Here is a 14,611-nt window from a genome sequence, read left to right on the forward strand (position 1 = left end):
ATAAGGACGAAACGATGAAAAGCAATATCCGCCAGTACGACGGCCATCACCCGGAGATCGCGGACGGCTGTTACATCGATCCGGCGGCCGTCGTCATCGGCGAGGTGACGCTGGACGCCGGCGCCTCGGTCTGGCCATGCGCGGTGATCCGCGGCGACGTCAACCGCATCCACGTCGGCGAAAACAGCAATGTGCAGGATTTCGCGATGCTGCACGTCAGCCACCGGAGCGCCGCCGATCCGGAAGGCGCGCCGCTGATCATCGGCCGCCACGTCACCATCGGCCACCACGTGACGCTGCACGGCTGCACCATAGGCGACGAGGTGTTGATCGGCATCGGCAGCATCGTGCTCGATCGCGTGGTGATCGAGGACCGGGTGCTGGTTGGCGCCGGCAGCCTGGTGCCGCCGGGCAAGCGGCTGGAATCCGGCTATCTGTACCTGGGCAACCCGGTGAAGCAGGCGCGGCCGCTGACCGACAAGGAGCTGGCCTACTTCAAGTATTCGGCCGAGCATTACCTGCGCGTGGCCGACAAGCACAAGGTCAATCTGGAGGATTGAATGATGGCGGATTCGCCGCAAGTCCATGAAGAAGAGCTGGAGTACGTCGGCTTCTGGGCCAGGGTGCTGGCCAGCCTGGCCGACACCGTGCTGCTGTTGATCGTGTCGGCGCCGCTGCTGTGGCTGCTGGCCGGACGCGAGGCGGCGTCCATCGGCGGCATGCCGGACCTGGCCGAACTCAGCGGCGCCGGCTCGCTGGCGGAATTCCTGGTCAACTACCTGCTGCCGGCCGTCGCCGTCATCCTGTTCTGGATCTACAAGAGCGCGACGCCGGGCAAGATGATGCTGGGCGCGCGGGTGGTGGACGCCGACACCGGCGCGCCGCTGACGCCGGGCCAGGCAGCGCTGCGCTACCTGGGCTACTTCGTTTCCATCATCCCGCTCGGCCTGGGCCTAGTGTGGGTGGGCATAGACGCCCGCAAGCAGGGCTGGCATGACAAGCTGGCCCGCACCGTGGTGGTGCGCCGCAAGCCGCAGCCAGCCGCCTTCCCCGGCCGCCGCTAAACCGGCGCCAGCCGTCCGCGCGGGAGCTCCGCCCGCAGCGGTTCGCCATCCCCCGGCGCGTCCAGCCGGAACCAGGCCAGCGCCTGGTTGAGTCCGCCGGCGGATTCCGCCAGCTGCTCCATCAACGGCTCGGCCTCTCGCATCTGCTGCTCGATGTGCAGGGCCAGGCTGGCCAGCTCATGGCCGTGCTGGCGGATATTGCCGCCGGCCTGGGTCTGCCCCTCGCCCGCCGCGCCGATGTCGGCCATCAAGCCGCCCAGCCCGGCCAAGGCTCCGTCCACCGCAGCCAACGCCCCATCCAGCGCCAGTTGGGCGTCCTGGCCGTCCCGTCCGGCCCTGCCGGCGGCGGCGACGGCCTCGCCCAGCGCGCCCTTGGCCTGCTCCATCTGCCGCAGGCTGTCGAAAATGCCGCTGGTGGCCGAAGCGGTGCGCTCGGACAACTTCCTCACCTCGTCGGCCACCACCGAGAAGCCGCGGCCGGCCTCGCCGGCCCGCGCCGCCTCGATCGCCGCGTTCAAGGCCAGCAGATTGGTCTGCTCGGCCACATCGCGGATCAGCGCGCTGATCTGTCCGATCGCCGACAGCGCCTGGCCCAGCGTCTGCATTTCCAGGTTGGCGGTGGCGATGCGCTCTGCCAGCAGGCCCATCGTCGCCGCGTTGTGCTCGCCCTGGCGGCGCGCCTGGCCGGTGGCCGCCGCCGCGCCGCGCGCGCAATCCAGCGCCGCCTCGATATGCAGCCCCACCTGGTCGGCATGGCCGGCGATCTCGGCCGCCGCCTCGTTGCTGAGCTGGCTTTTCTGCGTCTGCTGCCGGCTGGCGTCGGCGCTCTGCCGCGTCAGCAGCTGCAGCCGGCGGCTGTCGTCCTGGTTGGCCCCGGCGTGGCGGCGCACCTCGTCCAGCAGGCCCGCCAGGTGGTCGAGAAAGCGGTTGATCCGCGACGCCGCGTGCGCCAGCTCGTCGCCGCCGCGGTCGGGCAGGCGCACGGCCAGATTGCCCTCGCCCAGCGCGTCGGCGGCCTGGGCCATCGCCGCAAGCTGGCGGCGCAGCCGGCGCGCCAACGTCAGCTGGATCAGCACCACCAGCGCGCTGGCCAAGGCCAGCGGCCCCAGGATCAACGGCGCCAGCCGGGACAGCGCGGCGGCCAGGCCGGCTTTTTCCTCGGCCAGCTCGCCGTCGCGCTTCTTCAATTGGGCGTCGATCTGCGCGACCAGCGGCGCCAGATCGTTCTGGTAAGCCTGCTCCGGAATCGACAGCGCGTCCTGTGGCGCGGTCTCGGCGATGCGGATGGCGCTGCCCAGGTTGGCGGCGTAAGCCTGCCAATGGCTGCGCAGCGCGCCGTCGAACGCGCCGGCGTCGGCCGCCGGCAAGGCGTCGTGGATGTCTCGCCGGAGGCCGGCCACCTGCCGCTCGGCCTGTTTCAGGCGTTCGGCGGTTTCCGGCAGCAAGGGATCGGCGCGGGAAAACGACAGCGACACGGCCTTCAGCTGTTGCAGATTGGCCGCCAACTGCTGCAGGCGGTTGTAGTTGTCGACGTGGCGGGTGAAGGAATACAGCTGCTGGCCGGTCAGCGCCATCGCCAGCGCCAGGCTGGCGAGAGTGAAGGCGATGGTCAGCCACAGGCGTTTGATCAGGGACATGGCGGGCGCTGCGCAGAACATCGGGGCCCTCATCCTAACTAGTATTTATGACATAAAGATTTCAAGACATATAACTCAAGCAACAAAAATTGTTCACATTACGTTACAATCCGCGCACCCGAAATTTCGGGTCGGCATGTCGGACAAAATCCGGCGATGCGTCCGGAGCCGGATGCAACATCACGGTTTCCTCCGCCGCGCCGCTTCGGCATCCCCCCGACCGCTTCGCCGTCCGCGCCGACGCGGTCCGCCTGCCCGGCAGGCGCGATTTGCATAAGACCGGGCCCACCCGGCTATGTGGGCAACTTTCCCCGGACACGTCCGGCGCGCGCGCGCCGCCCCGGGAGAACCGTTGCCCGTCATCGTTCAAATGACAGGAGATTCGCCCTTGCAACAACAACATTCCCGCCACATCGGCCCTATCGCGCTGATGCTGACCGGTCTTGGCTCCATCATCGGTTCCGGCTGGTTGTTCGGCGCCGCCCACGCCGCGCAGATCGCCGGCCCGGCCGCCATCGTCGCCTGGATCGTCGGCATGGTGATCATTCTTTCCATCGCGCTGAGCTACGCCGAACTGGGCGCCATGTTCCCGGAATCCGGCGGCATGGTGCGCTACGCCCGCTATTCGCACGGCTCGCTGCTCGGCTTCATCGCCGCCTGGGCCAACTGGATCGCCATCGTGTCGGTGATTCCGATCGAGGCCGAGGCCTCGGTGCAATACATGAGCACTTGGCCCTACGAATGGGCGCACAACCTGTACCGCGACGGCGAATTGAGCACCGTCGGCCTGTCCTTCGCCGCCGTGCTGGTGGTCGCCTACTTCCTGCTCAACTACTGGGGCGTGAAGCTGTTCGCCAAGGCCAACAGCGCCATCACCATCTTCAAGGTGATCGTGCCGGCGGTGACGGTGGGCGCGCTGGTCTATAGCGGCTTCCACTCGGAAAACCTGAACAACCCGGCGCTGGGCGGCTTCGCGCCGTTCGGCTGGGCCAGCGTGATGACGGCGGTGGCCACCAGCGGCATCGTGTTCAGCTTCAACGGCTTCCAGAGCCCGATCAACCTGGCCGGCGAAGCCCGCAATCCGGGCAAGAGCGTGCCCTTCGGCGTGGTCGGCTCCATCCTCCTGGCCGCGGTGATCTACGTCGCGCTGCAAGTGGCCTTCCTAGGCGCGCTGTCGCCGTCCGAGCTGGCGCACGGCTGGAAGGGCCTGGACTTCAGCTCGCCGTTCGCCCAGCTGGCGATGGCGCTGGGCCTGAACTGGCTGATGATGACCCTGTATTTCGACGCCTTCGTCAGCCCCAGCGGCACCGGCGCCACCTATATGGCGTCCACTTCGCGGATGATCTACGGCATGCAGCGCAACGGCACCATGCCGGAGATCTTCGGCCGCATCCACCCGCTGTACCGCATTCCGCGTCCAGCGATGTGGTTCAACTTGGCGGTGTCCTTCGTGTTCCTGTTCTTCTTCCGCGGCTGGGGCACGCTGGCGGCGGTGATCTCGGTGGCGACCGTGATCTCCTACCTGACCGGCCCGATCAGCGCCGCCGCGCTGCGCCGCTGCGCGCCGGACCTGCCGCGCCCGCTGCGCCTGGCCGGCCTGAACATCGTCGCGCCGTTCGCCTTCGTCTGCGCCTCGCTGGTGCTGTACTGGGCGCGCTGGCCGCTGACCGGCCAGATCCTGTTCCTGATCGTGGCCGCGCTGCCGGTCTACATCTGGTACCAGGCCAAGGCTGGCTGGCCGGAATTCTCCCGCGAGCTGAAGGGCGCGATGTGGATGGTGCTCTACCTGCCGACGATGGCGCTGCTGTCCTGGATCGGCAGCACCGATTTCGGCGGCCTCGGCATCCTGCCGTACGGCGTGGACATGGCCGTGGTGGCCGCCGCCGCGCTGGGCTTCTACTTCTGGGGCGTCAACAGCGGCTGGTACACCCGCTACCTGCGCGACGAGCACGATCCGAAGCTGGTGGAAGAGATGCAGGCGGAAAACGAGCCGTCCGGCAAGCCCGCCGTCCAACGCGGCTGACCTCCTGCTCCGAGCAAAATAAAGCCGACTGCCCAGGCAGTCGGCTTTTTTACATCCGGGCTATCTGAAAACGCTCAGTAGCGCCATTCCACGGTGGCCGAATACGCGCGGCCGCGGCCTGTGGCGTTGGGCGTCCAGTCGGCGGATTGCAGCGGCATCGAGTTCATCACGTTCAGCGGCGCCGAGTAGCTGCGGTTGGTCAGGTTGCTGACGCCCGCGCGCAAGGTCAGCTGCTTGTTCAGCTTGTAGTTGGCGTACAGGTCGATCAGCGTCGGCGTCGCGTTCTGCTGTTCCTTCTCCACGTCGCCGGTGATGTCGTCCTGCGTGCGATCGACGTTGATGCGGTAGCTCTCGCCGTCCTTGCGGAAGATCGCCCCCAGCTCCAGCTTGCGCTCCAGCAGCCGCGCGCCGACGTCCAGCGAGTAATAGCTGGACGGCAGCTCGGTGATGTCGCCGAAGTTGAAGTTGGCGGCGGCGATGGACGGCGGCTGGCTGGTGCGCTCGCGGCTGTACGACAGGCGCGCGTAGACGAAGCCGGCGTCGTAGTTGGCCTCCAGCTCCCAGCCGCGGGTGCGCACCGGCGATACCGTGTTGGTGTAGACGTACATGGTGTCGCTGATCTCGGCCTCCTCCGCCCTGCCGGTGTTGACGTCGGCGTAGCTGCAGCGCGCGCCGTCCTTGCAGATGCGGAACATCGTGCTGCTGATGTAGTTGTCGATCTTGGAGCGGTAGCCCAGCAGCTTCAGCCGCAGCGTGTCGTCGCGGCTCAGCAGGCCGTGGAACATCGAATTGAAGCCCAGCTGCACGGTATCGGCGCGCTCGCCCTTGAGAAAGGGGTTCATCGAGTCGGCGCCGGAGTTGGCGAAGAACACCTCTTGCGGATTCGGCCCGCGCGAGGTCCGCGCCGCGCTGGCGAAGGGCTGGAACCACGGCGCCACCTCGGCCGAGATCAGCAGCGACGGATCGAAATAGCGCTCCTTCAGGCTGATGTCGGCCGCGCCCTGCGGGAAGCAGCGCAGATCGTCGCGGCAGGCGGGCTTGTGGCCGCCCAGCTCGAAGCGGGTGTAGTTGAAGCCTCCGACCACGTTGAAGATGCCGTAGCGGTAGTCCAGGCTGGCGAACAGCGAGCGCATCTCCTGCTTGCCGGCCGGCGCGAACGGGTTGTTCTCTATCGCCTGCTGCGCGGTTTCCGGATCGTCGATGTCGCTGAACACATTGCGCACGAAGCGGTTGCGCTGCCATTTGGCTCCGGTCCGCAACGTGGCGTCGCCGCCCCACAGATCGAAGCGGCTGGCGTTGTCCACGCTCAGGCTGTCGTTGACGTTCTCGGTGCTGGTATTGGTGAAGTTGATCAGCGCGCCCGGCATATAGCTCTGCTTGCCCTTGCCGTGGCTGGCCAGCGCCGTCAGGTCCACCCATTCAGACAGCGGCGTGTAGCGGTACTTCAGCGCGTAGTCGTCGCTCTGGATGTCGCGCTTGGTGAAGTGGTTGCGGTAGCGCCGCGCCGACAGTTCGGCGAAGTGGCGGGCGTTGGGCCGCCATTCGGCCTTGAACAGCTGCGATTGCGGATTCTGGCTGAAGCTCTGGTCGCCGCCGAAGCCGAACTCGGTGCTGTCGACGCCGGAGCCGTTGCGGTAGGTGCCGCTGCTGGAGCTGCTGCTGATCGCGCCGACCAGGCCGAATTCGCCCCAGCCGCCCAGTTGCTGGCGCGTCGCTCCGGCCACCATGCCGCTGCGGCCCAGGCCGTTGTTGCCGCTCATGTACTTGGCGCGCGCGCCGTAGCGCTTGCCTTCGCGCAGCACGTCGTCCACGCCCAGCGTGCGGAAGTTGGCGCTGCCGGCCAAGGCGTTGATGCTGTTGCCGCCGGCCGAGCCACCGCGCTCCACATCCACGCCGACGATGAAGTTGGGATCGATCAGCGCTCCGAAGGAGCTGGTCGGCACCGCGCCGTGGGCCAGCTCCGACGGCGCGCTGCCGAAGTAATTCTGGCTGACGCCGTCTATCATGGTGTTGACCCGGCCCAGGCCGCTCATGCCGCGGATATTGACGCTGACCGCGCCCTGGTTGGGATCGATCTGGGTATACACGCCGGGCATGCCGCGCAGCACGGCGTCCAAAGACTCGGAACGGGTGTTCTCGCCGCGGCTGCTGAACGCGCCCGGCTTCTCCAGCGCGCGCTTCTCGGCGCGGTCGCCGTCAGCCTCCGCGCCGCCCGCCGCGCTGCCGCTGATCACCAGCGGCCGGAACTCCACCTTGCCGTCGGCCTGCGCCGCGTCGGCCGCCAGCGCCGATTGCCCGCATACCGCCATCGCGGCGCTCACCCAATGCGCCATCATTTTTTTGTTCACTGTCTGACTCTCCAAAGTGATCGCTGTCCGAACCGCCCTGCCAGGAGCGCATGCGTTCGGACAGCACGAAACAGGAGAGCGGCGCGGGAACCAGGATCATGCGGGGCTGCGCGCCCCGCCGCTGGCGGGATAAGGCAAGGCTCACGGCTCGCGCCAGCCGGACAGGGTCAACAAAAAGGCGTATTCGCGGGCATTGGCCGCCAGCCGGGACACGCGGCCGGACTGGCCGCGGTGGCCGGCGTCCATCTCGGTGATCAGCGCCAGCTGCTGGCCCGGCCATTGCCGCTCGCGCAGCCGCGCCACCCACTTGGCCGGCTCCCAGTACTGCACCTGGCGGTCGTTGAGGCCGGCAGTCACCAATAGATGCGGATACGGGCCGGCGCCGACATTGTCGACCGGGCTGTAGCCGCGCAAGCGGCGGTAGGCCTCGGCGTCGGCCGGATTGCCCCATTCGCCGTACTCGCCCACCGTCAGCGGCAAGGACGGGTCCTGCATGCTGGACAGCGCGTCGACGAAGGGCACCTGGGCCACCGCGCCGCGAAACAGGCCCGGCGCCTGGTTCAAGGCCGCGCCGATCAGCAGGCCGCCGGCACTGCCGCCCATCGCGTACAGCTGGTCCGGCCGGCCGTAGCCCAGCCGCGCCAGCTCGCCGGCGGCGTCGACGAAGTCGTTGAAGCTGTTCTGCTTGTTGGCCAGCCGGCCGGCCTCGTGCCAGCGCCGGCCCAGCTCGCCGCCGCCGCGCACATGGGCGATGGCGAACACGAAGCCGCGGTCCAGCAGGCTGACGCGCGGCGCGCTGAAGGCGGCGTCCATGCTCATGCCGTAAGCGCCGTAGCCGTACAGCAGCAGCGGATTGCCGCCCTTGGCCAACTTGCCTCGGCGGTAAACCAGCGACACCGGCACCCGCTCGCCGTCGCGGGCGCGTATCCACAGCCGCTCGCTGCGGTAATCGGCGGCGCGGTAGCCGGCCAGCCGGGGCTGCCACAGCGCGCGGGTCTTGCCGTTGGACAGATTCCACTCCCAAGTGGAGGTCGGCGTGGTCAACGACGAGTAGCGGTAGCGCAGCCGCCCGCTGTCCGGGTCCGGATTGCGGTCGAACCAGACGCGATAGCTTGGGTCAGGCAGCGGCAGCGTCCGGCTCGCGCCGCCGCGCCAGGCGATCGCGCGTACCCGGCTCAGGCCGTCGCCGCGTTCCTTGACGATCAGGTGGCGCTTCAGCAGCAAGAAGCTTTCCACCTCGACATCGGCCCCGGGCGCGATCAGCGCGCGCCAGTCATTGCCGGGCGCGGCGCTGCGATAAAGGCCGAAGCCGGCCGGGTCCGGATTGGCGCGCAGATAAAACGCGCCGCGGTAATGGTCCAGATAGTATTCGCGGCCCGGCTTGCGCGCGGCGAACCGCTTGGCCGGCGCGGCCGGAGCGCGCGCGTCCAGCAGCCAGGCCTCGCTGCTGTCGCTGCCGGCGACGGCGATCAGCGCATAGCGGCGCGAGGCGCTGGAAGACAGGCTGACGGTATAAGCCTCGTCCTTCTCCTCGAACACCAACGCGTCCTCCTTGCCGCCGATGGTGTGGCGGTAGACGCGGCTGGAGCGGTAGGTTTCCGGATCGACGCCGACATACCACAGCGCGCGGCCATCGGCGGACCAGACCATCTCGGTCCCGGCCTTGCGGTCGGCTAGCGGCAGCCACTCGCCGCTGGCCAAATCGCGCAGCGCCAGCTGCTGCGTGCCGTCGCCGCGGATGTCCTCGGCCACCGCCAGGTAGCGCCCGTCCGGCGACAGCTGCCAGCCGCCCAGCCGATAGTAGCGCTTGCCTTTTGCCCGCTCGGCGGCGTCCAACACCGTACGCCACGCGCCGCCGGCCAGCGGCCGGCGCTCGTACACCGGCTGCTGCGCGCCCTCTGGATAGCGTTCGCGGTATTCCCAGCCATTTTCCCGATAAGGAAGCGAGGCCTCGCCGCCGGCGCCGCGCGCCTGCATCTCCGCCAGCAGCGTGTCGCGCAGCGGCTGCTGGTCGGCCAGCAGCGTCTCGGCGTAGCGGTTCTCCGCCTGCAGATGGGCCAGCACCTCCGGCCGGCTGCGGCTGTCGTCGCGCAGCCAGGCGTAGGGATCGACGCGCGCGTCGCCATGGGCGTTGAAGGTTTGCGGCCGGATCTCGGCCCGGGGCGGCGCGTCGGCGCGCGCCAGCGCGGCGCACAGGCAGAAGCCCGCCAATGCGGCAAAGGAAAGAATAGGGTTCATCGTCGCTCGCGGCGGCCGGTCAGCCGGCCTGGTTCAGGTCAAAATGGATGGGCAATACGATGCGGATTTCGCCGCCGCTGAGCCGCTCCGGCGGCGGCGCGGGCAGCGGTTGCGCGCGGCGCAGCACCGCCAGCGCCTCGCGGTCCAGCGACAGGGTGCCGCTGCCGGCCGCCAGGCTGGCGCTCTTCACCCGTCCCCCTGCGTCCAGCGTCACGTCGACTTTGGCTACGCCGCCGCGGCGGCGGCTGATCGCGTCTTCCGGATAGCGTTTGTGGGCAGCCAGGTGGCCCAGCACCCGCCCCTCCCAATCGACGTTGCGGGCGTTGCCGTCGCTGTTCTGCGCGGCGGCGGTGTCGTCGGCGCGCTGCGGCGCCTTGGCCGACGACGCCGATTCGGCGCTCTTGGCCGGCCGGCTGGCGCTGTCGGCGTCGGCCTCGCTCGGCGCGCCGTCGCGCCGCGCCTGCAAGGCCACGCTCTGCCTGGCCTCGTCATTGCGCGCCAGCTTCACCGGCGCGCGCTCTCCCGCGCGGGCGCGGGACTCGGCGCTGGCCATCTGCTGTTGCTGCGCCACAGGCTTGTCCGCCTCCGGCGTCGGCGCGCGCGCCTGAAGAGCCACCAGCTGCACCACCGCGGGCTGGGCGCTCGGCGGCTCGGCCTCGCTCGCGGCGGGCAAGCAGATCCACACCCATAGCAGCGGCGCGAGAGCCAACAGCAAGGCGCCGCCGCCCCAGCCGACGACGGGCCTCGGCTTGCGCTCGGCGGCGGCCATCAGCCCGCCTCCCGGCCCACCAGGCCCACTTGCAGGTAGCCGGCGGCGCGCAGGGCGTCCATCACCGCCATCACGTCTTCGTAAGCGGCGGCGCGGTCGGCCTGGAAAAACAGCGGGGTGTCGCGGCGGCCGCCGGTGGCGGCGTCGAGGGCTTCGCCCAGCCGCGCCAGCGACGCCGGCTTGTCGCCCAGCAGCAGGCTGCGGTCCGGCTGCAAGGTGATGATCAGCGGCTTGTCCGGCCGCGGCGCCGGCTTGGCGCTGGAGGCCGGCAGTTCGATCCGCTGATCGACGCTGGACAAGGGCGCGGCCACCATGAAGATGATCAGCAACACCAGCATCACGTCGATGAAGGGCGTGACGTTGATCTCGGACAGCTCAGCCAGCTCGTCGCCGCCGCCGGAAGGAAAGCCGCCCATCGCTCAGCTCCTCGCCGCGCGCGCGTCCAGCTCGCGGCTGAGCAACAGCAGCAACTGGCCGGCCACTTGCTGCTGCAGGCCCTTGTGGCCTTGCAGCCAGCGGCTGAACAGGTTGTAGATCACCACAGCCGGAATCGCGGCCACCAGGCCGACCGCGGTGGCCAGCAGCGCCTCGGCGATGCCGGGCGCGACGCTGGCGAGACTGGTATTGCCGCTGGAAGCGATGCCGGCGAAGCTGCGCATGATGCCCCACACGGTGCCGAACAGGCCGACGAAGGGCGCCACCGCGCCTATGGTGGCCAGCAAGCCGACGCCGCGCGCCAGCGAACGGGCGCGCGCGCTCTGCGCCTGCTCCAGCCGGAACGCGGCGCGCGCCTGCAAGGCGTCGCGCGGCGCGTCGGCGGCCGACAGGGCGATCTCTTTGTCCACCTCCCGCAACAGGCTGCGCGCCAGGCCGTGGGCCGGCAGCGGCCGCACGCGCTCGCCGGCATCGGCCAGCGTCACGGCTTCGGCCAGCGCCGCATGGCCGCGGCGGCCTTCGCCGGCGGCCAGCCACAGCGCCGCGCCCTTGACCAGCAACACCAGCCAGCAGGCGAAGGCGGCGGCCAGCAAGGCCAGCATCACGCCCTTCACCACCGGATCGGCGGCGACGAACATCGCCAGCGGCGACAAGCCGGCGTCGGCAGCCGGCTGGGCCGCCAATGCCTGGACGGAATAAAGCGAAAGGCCGCTGCCTGCGATGCCGGGCAACGGCCTGATAGGAATGCTGGTCTTCATCAGTGACTAAGGGTTTGGGTGGAGGTGCCCCACTCTATCATTAATGATTATCATTATCAATTAACAAAATAGAAACAATTCCACTTCGTTCATTCACCGGCTTTGGCGGTGTGCCAGACGTAGTCCGCCTGCTCGCGGCCCAGCTCCACGTCCTCCTCGGCCAGCACCAGCACCGTCGCCGGCCGCCCCGGCGCCAGATCGGCCAGATGCAGCGGCGCGCCGACATCGCGCAGCACATGGTAGGCGCCAGCGATCAGCAACGCCGGCTTGGGCGCGGCCAGCAGCCGCTCCGCCATCCGTCGGTCGCGCTGCTGCTGCACCGCCAGCATGGAGGCCATCATGCCCTCATCCATCTTGCCGCCGTGCTCGCAGCGAATCACCTCCTCCAGCCGGCTCGCCGCCCGCGGATCCCGCGACGCCCGCCCCTGCGGCCGCTCCTTGCTGGCGTAGTAGGCGCGCATCTGCTCGCGGTCCAGATTGGCCGCCAACAGCGGATACGGCGCGCGCAGCAAGGTCATCGCCAGTTCGCCGTATTGCTCCCACGGCCAGCCGCTCTGCCAGGCCACCAGTTCCCGCACCCGCGACGGCCGCACGCTGGGATCGCCCTGCAGCCAGGCTTTCACCTCGTCCACCTTGGGCTGCTGACTGGGCGTCAGCATTTCCAGCAGCGCGCTGCCCTGCGGCCGGCTCGCGGCCAGGCGCTGCGCCAGCCAGGTTTCTATCCGATGGTGGTGGCGGTTGTCGTGTTTCTCCCCTACCAGCAGCATCTCCGCCGGCGCCAACTTGTCCAGCAGCTGATCCGGGCTCAACGTCTTGCCGCTGGCCGTCTCCACGATTCGGCCCGCCAGCGGCCCTTCCGGCTTCGCCGCCGGCTGCGCCGCACAACCGGCCAAGCCGGCCAATAAGGCCGCCGCCGCCATCCATCGCTTCATGTCTTTCCCGCCTTGCTTTCTTTGCCAAGCCGGCATATTAATTGATAATGATTATCAATAACAAGAGAGACGGCCATTTCGTCCGGCCAAAACAAAACCGGCTGCAAACGCAGCCGGTTGGGTATCGAAACCAGTGGTAACAGCTTAGAACCTGTTTCCGATCTCGCGAGCTAGAGCGAGACCAGACGAAAACGGCAGAGAAAGCGGAATGCACATACAGTACATGAGCATTCCGAAGCGGTTTTTAACGCCGTATCGCCGACGCTCAGCAGATCGTAAACAGGTTCTTACAGCGCGGCCAAGGCGGCGGCGTAGTCCGGCTCGTCGGCGATCTCGCCCACCAGCTGGCTGTGCAGCACCTTGTCGTCGGCGTCCAGCACCACCACGGCGCGCGCGGTCAGGCCGGCCAGCGGGCCGGAGGCCAGCTTGACGCCGTAGGCTTCGGCGAAAGCCGGATTGCGGAAGGTGGACAGCGTGGCCACGTTCTCGATGCCCTCGGCGCCGCAGAAGCGCTTCTGCGCGAACGGCAGGTCGGCGGACACGCACAACACCACGGTGTCGCTCAGCGCGGCGGCCTTCTCGTTGAACTTGCGCACCGACGTCGCGCAGGTCGGGGTATCCACGCTGGGGAAAATGTTGAGGATCTTGCGCTTGCCGGCGTAGCTGGCCAGCGACACCTCGGCCAGATCGCCGCCGGTCAGTTGCAGCGCCGGAGCTTGCTCGCCTTTGGACGGCAGCTTGCCCGCCACTTCCACCGGATTGCCGCGCAGGGTTACGGTTGCCATGTCTTGAATCCTCGTCAGGGTTGGAGATCGCGATAGTGTGGAGCAAAGCCTGTGGAATGCAACCCCGCCCCGCGCATGGTTGTCATCGGGATCGACCGCCAGGCTACCGTCCCGACAGTCACTAAATTCCCAACTGATCTAAATAACGGCGATTTTTATTTTATTTCGTTATATAAAGTGCAGGTGGCGCCGCTACCGTGGCGCCGCAAGAAGGCAATTCGGGACGCGCGCTTACCGGCGCCGTCGACTGTCATCCGATTTCATCAAGGAGTCCTAACATGGCCAACCAATTGGATCGCGATCAGAAGTCCGGACTGTTCATCGTCAGCTACAACGTCTTCAAGCCGGGCGTCGCCGGCGGCTACAACCTGCAACTGCGGCTGTCGGTCTATCCGCCGGCGCGCCGCGTCAGCGGCGAAGCCGTGATCACCCACGCCACCCAGCAGCCGCTGGTGTTCAAGACCGCGGTGCAAGGCAACTACGAGGAGATCAGCGGCGGCATCGAGCTGTTCCTGGCCGGCCACAACCTGCTGCAGGCGCAAGCCCAGCATGGCCAGCAACAATCGCACTCGCTGCTGGGCGAGGACTTCCACTTCGACGGCCACCTGAAAGGCGGCTGGCAGGCTGAAAACGGCTCCCGCGCCCGCTACGCCTTCCTGCAGCACGGCCACTGGACCGAGGTGATCGGCCAGGACGTCCAGCTGTCCGATGAAGTGCGCCACGCCGCCAAAGCGCTGAACCTGCGCTAAGCGTCCACGTCCGCGCAAACCGCCGGTGCCCCAGGCCCGGCGGTTTGTTCGTCTTCAGCCTGTCCATACGGCCATGGCGATCGCGCAAACGGCGCCTGCCATGCTTGGATGCGGAATCGACAGCGCATGCGGCCCGCGTGCGCACTCTCTCCAGGAGATCGCCATGACCGACCTGCCCGCCGAACTGAACCGCCGCGGCTTCCTGCTCGCCGCTGCCGCCGGCGCCGCCGCGCTCGCCCTGCCCGCGCTGCCCGGCCTTGCCCACGCCTCGTCGGCGCACACGCTGCCGCCGCTGCCCTACGCCGAAAACGCGCTGGAGCCGGTGATCTCGGCCCACACCATAGGCTTCCATTACGGCAAGCACCACAAGGCCTATCTGGACAATCTGAACAAGCTGACCGCAGGCCGCGATTACGCCGACCTGCCGCTGGAAGACATCATCACCCGTTCCTTCGGCCCCGCCGGCGACGCCGCCGTGTTCAACAACGCCGCCCAGCTGTGGAACCACACCTTCTATTGGCGCAGCATGCGGGCCAAGGGCGGCGGCTTGCCGCCGCAAGGGCTGCGGGAGAGAATAGAAGCCTCGTTCGGCAGCGTGGACGCCTGTAGGCAGCAGCTGGCGGGCGCCGCCATTTCCCAATTCGGCAGCGGCTGGGCCTGGCTGGTTCAGGACGGCGACAAGCTGAGGGTGGTGAAGACCGGCAACGCCGACAATCCGATCACCTCCGGCCTGACCCCGCTGCTGAATGTCGACGTCTGGGAACACGCCTACTATCTGGATTACCAGAACCGCCGCGCCGACTACGTCAACGCGGTGCTGGACAAGCTGATCGACTGGGAATTCGCGCAGCGCAACCTAAAAGCCTGACATCC

Annotated in this window: 13 protein-coding genes; 5 read left to right on the forward strand and 8 right to left on the reverse strand. The window is 68.2% G+C overall.

The annotated features are described in order from the left end of the window. Positions 1-14 precede the first annotated feature (14 nt). Positions 15-560, forward strand: coding sequence for a gamma carbonic anhydrase family protein (locus ACX17K_RS03265; RefSeq protein ID WP_493773675.1), 546 nt, complete (start codon positions 15-17; stop codon positions 558-560). Next, positions 561-1,064 (forward strand): RDD family protein, encoded by a 504-nt coding sequence (locus tag ACX17K_RS03270; protein WP_493773676.1) that lies wholly within the window; start codon positions 561-563, stop codon positions 1,062-1,064. It begins immediately after the preceding gene. Here the strand turns inward: ACX17K_RS03270 and ACX17K_RS03275 are convergent. Then, on the reverse strand, positions 1,061-2,701 hold the full coding sequence (locus ACX17K_RS03275; RefSeq protein ID WP_493773677.1) for a methyl-accepting chemotaxis protein: 1,641 nt from the start codon (positions 2,699-2,701) through the stop codon (positions 1,061-1,063). The two genes, ACX17K_RS03270 and ACX17K_RS03275, sit on opposite strands and share 4 nt — an antisense overlap. A gap of 388 nt (positions 2,702-3,089) precedes the next feature. Between ACX17K_RS03275 and ACX17K_RS03280 the strand changes: the two genes are divergently transcribed. Continuing rightward, positions 3,090-4,724: an APC family permease gene (locus tag ACX17K_RS03280; RefSeq protein ID WP_493773678.1), complete on the forward strand. Its 1,635-nt coding sequence runs from the start codon at positions 3,090-3,092 to the stop codon at positions 4,722-4,724. A gap of 74 nt (positions 4,725-4,798) precedes the next feature. On the opposite strand, the gene ACX17K_RS03285 is transcribed toward ACX17K_RS03280, so the two are convergent. From ACX17K_RS03285 to tpx, 7 genes are all read right to left on the reverse strand, one after another. Continuing rightward, on the reverse strand, positions 4,799-7,072 hold the full coding sequence (locus ACX17K_RS03285) for a TonB-dependent receptor domain-containing protein (protein WP_493773679.1): 2,274 nt from the start codon (positions 7,070-7,072) through the stop codon (positions 4,799-4,801). Positions 7,073-7,213: 141 nt separating this feature from the next. Next, entirely contained in the window at positions 7,214-9,310 is a 2,097-nt protein-coding gene (locus ACX17K_RS03290; RefSeq protein ID WP_493773680.1) for a S9 family peptidase, read from the reverse strand. Between the two features lie 19 nt (positions 9,311-9,329). Beyond that, positions 9,330-10,079, reverse strand: a complete 750-nt coding sequence (locus tag ACX17K_RS03295) for an energy transducer TonB family protein (RefSeq protein WP_493773681.1) — start codon at positions 10,077-10,079, stop codon at positions 9,330-9,332. Then, a complete protein-coding gene (gene exbD / locus ACX17K_RS03300) occupies positions 10,079-10,495 on the reverse strand; it encodes a TonB system transport protein ExbD (RefSeq protein ID WP_493773682.1) in 417 nt (138 codons plus the stop codon). Before exbD ends, ACX17K_RS03295 begins: the two co-directional genes overlap by 1 nt. A 3-nt stretch (positions 10,496-10,498) precedes the next feature. After that, positions 10,499-11,272 (reverse strand): tonB-system energizer ExbB, encoded by a 774-nt coding sequence (gene exbB / locus ACX17K_RS03305; RefSeq protein ID WP_493773683.1) that lies wholly within the window; start codon positions 11,270-11,272, stop codon positions 10,499-10,501. Between the two features lie 89 nt (positions 11,273-11,361). Further along, complete coding sequence (locus ACX17K_RS03310; protein WP_493773684.1) at positions 11,362-12,204, reverse strand: ChaN family lipoprotein; 843 nt, start codon at positions 12,202-12,204, stop codon at positions 11,362-11,364. A 287-nt stretch (positions 12,205-12,491) separates the two neighbouring features. Beyond that, complete coding sequence (gene tpx / locus ACX17K_RS03315) at positions 12,492-12,989, reverse strand: thiol peroxidase (RefSeq protein WP_347370977.1); 498 nt, start codon at positions 12,987-12,989, stop codon at positions 12,492-12,494. A 278-nt stretch (positions 12,990-13,267) separates the two neighbouring features. On the opposite strand from tpx, the gene ACX17K_RS03320 reads away from it, so the two are divergent. Together ACX17K_RS03320 and ACX17K_RS03325 are read left to right on the forward strand one after the other, a co-directional pair. Further along, positions 13,268-13,738 carry a DUF1842 domain-containing protein gene (locus ACX17K_RS03320; protein WP_231152592.1) on the forward strand — a complete coding sequence of 157 codons (471 nt, stop codon included), beginning with the start codon at positions 13,268-13,270 and terminating at the stop codon, positions 13,736-13,738. 163 nt (positions 13,739-13,901) lie between these two features. Then, entirely contained in the window at positions 13,902-14,606 is a 705-nt protein-coding gene (locus tag ACX17K_RS03325) for a superoxide dismutase (RefSeq protein WP_493773685.1), read from the forward strand. The last annotated feature ends 5 nt before the right edge of the window (positions 14,607-14,611 follow it).

The sequence above is a fragment of the Chromobacterium sp. INPA-IVC genome, assembly GCF_059047085.1.

Coding starts and splice junctions, on each gene's coding strand:
- ACX17K_RS03265 (WP_493773675.1), top strand. CDS start 15: ATGAAAAGCAATATCCGCCAGTACGACGGCCATCACCCGGAGATCGCG.
- ACX17K_RS03270 (WP_493773676.1), top strand. CDS start 561: ATGATGGCGGATTCGCCGCAAGTCCATGAAGAAGAGCTGGAGTACGTC.
- ACX17K_RS03275 (WP_493773677.1), bottom strand. CDS start 2,701: ATGTCCCTGATCAAACGCCTGTGGCTGACCATCGCCTTCACTCTCGCC.
- ACX17K_RS03290 (WP_493773680.1), bottom strand. CDS start 9,310: ATGAACCCTATTCTTTCCTTTGCCGCATTGGCGGGCTTCTGCCTGTGC.
- ACX17K_RS03295 (WP_493773681.1), bottom strand. CDS start 10,079: ATGGCCGCCGCCGAGCGCAAGCCGAGGCCCGTCGTCGGCTGGGGCGGC.
- exbD (WP_493773682.1), bottom strand. CDS start 10,495: ATGGGCGGCTTTCCTTCCGGCGGCGGCGACGAGCTGGCTGAGCTGTCC.
- exbB (WP_493773683.1), bottom strand. CDS start 11,272: ATGAAGACCAGCATTCCTATCAGGCCGTTGCCCGGCATCGCAGGCAGC.
- ACX17K_RS03310 (WP_493773684.1), bottom strand. CDS start 12,204: ATGAAGCGATGGATGGCGGCGGCGGCCTTATTGGCCGGCTTGGCCGGT.
- tpx (WP_347370977.1), bottom strand. CDS start 12,989: ATGGCAACCGTAACCCTGCGCGGCAATCCGGTGGAAGTGGCGGGCAAG.
- ACX17K_RS03320 (WP_231152592.1), top strand. CDS start 13,268: ATGGCCAACCAATTGGATCGCGATCAGAAGTCCGGACTGTTCATCGTC.
- ACX17K_RS03325 (WP_493773685.1), top strand. CDS start 13,902: ATGACCGACCTGCCCGCCGAACTGAACCGCCGCGGCTTCCTGCTCGCC.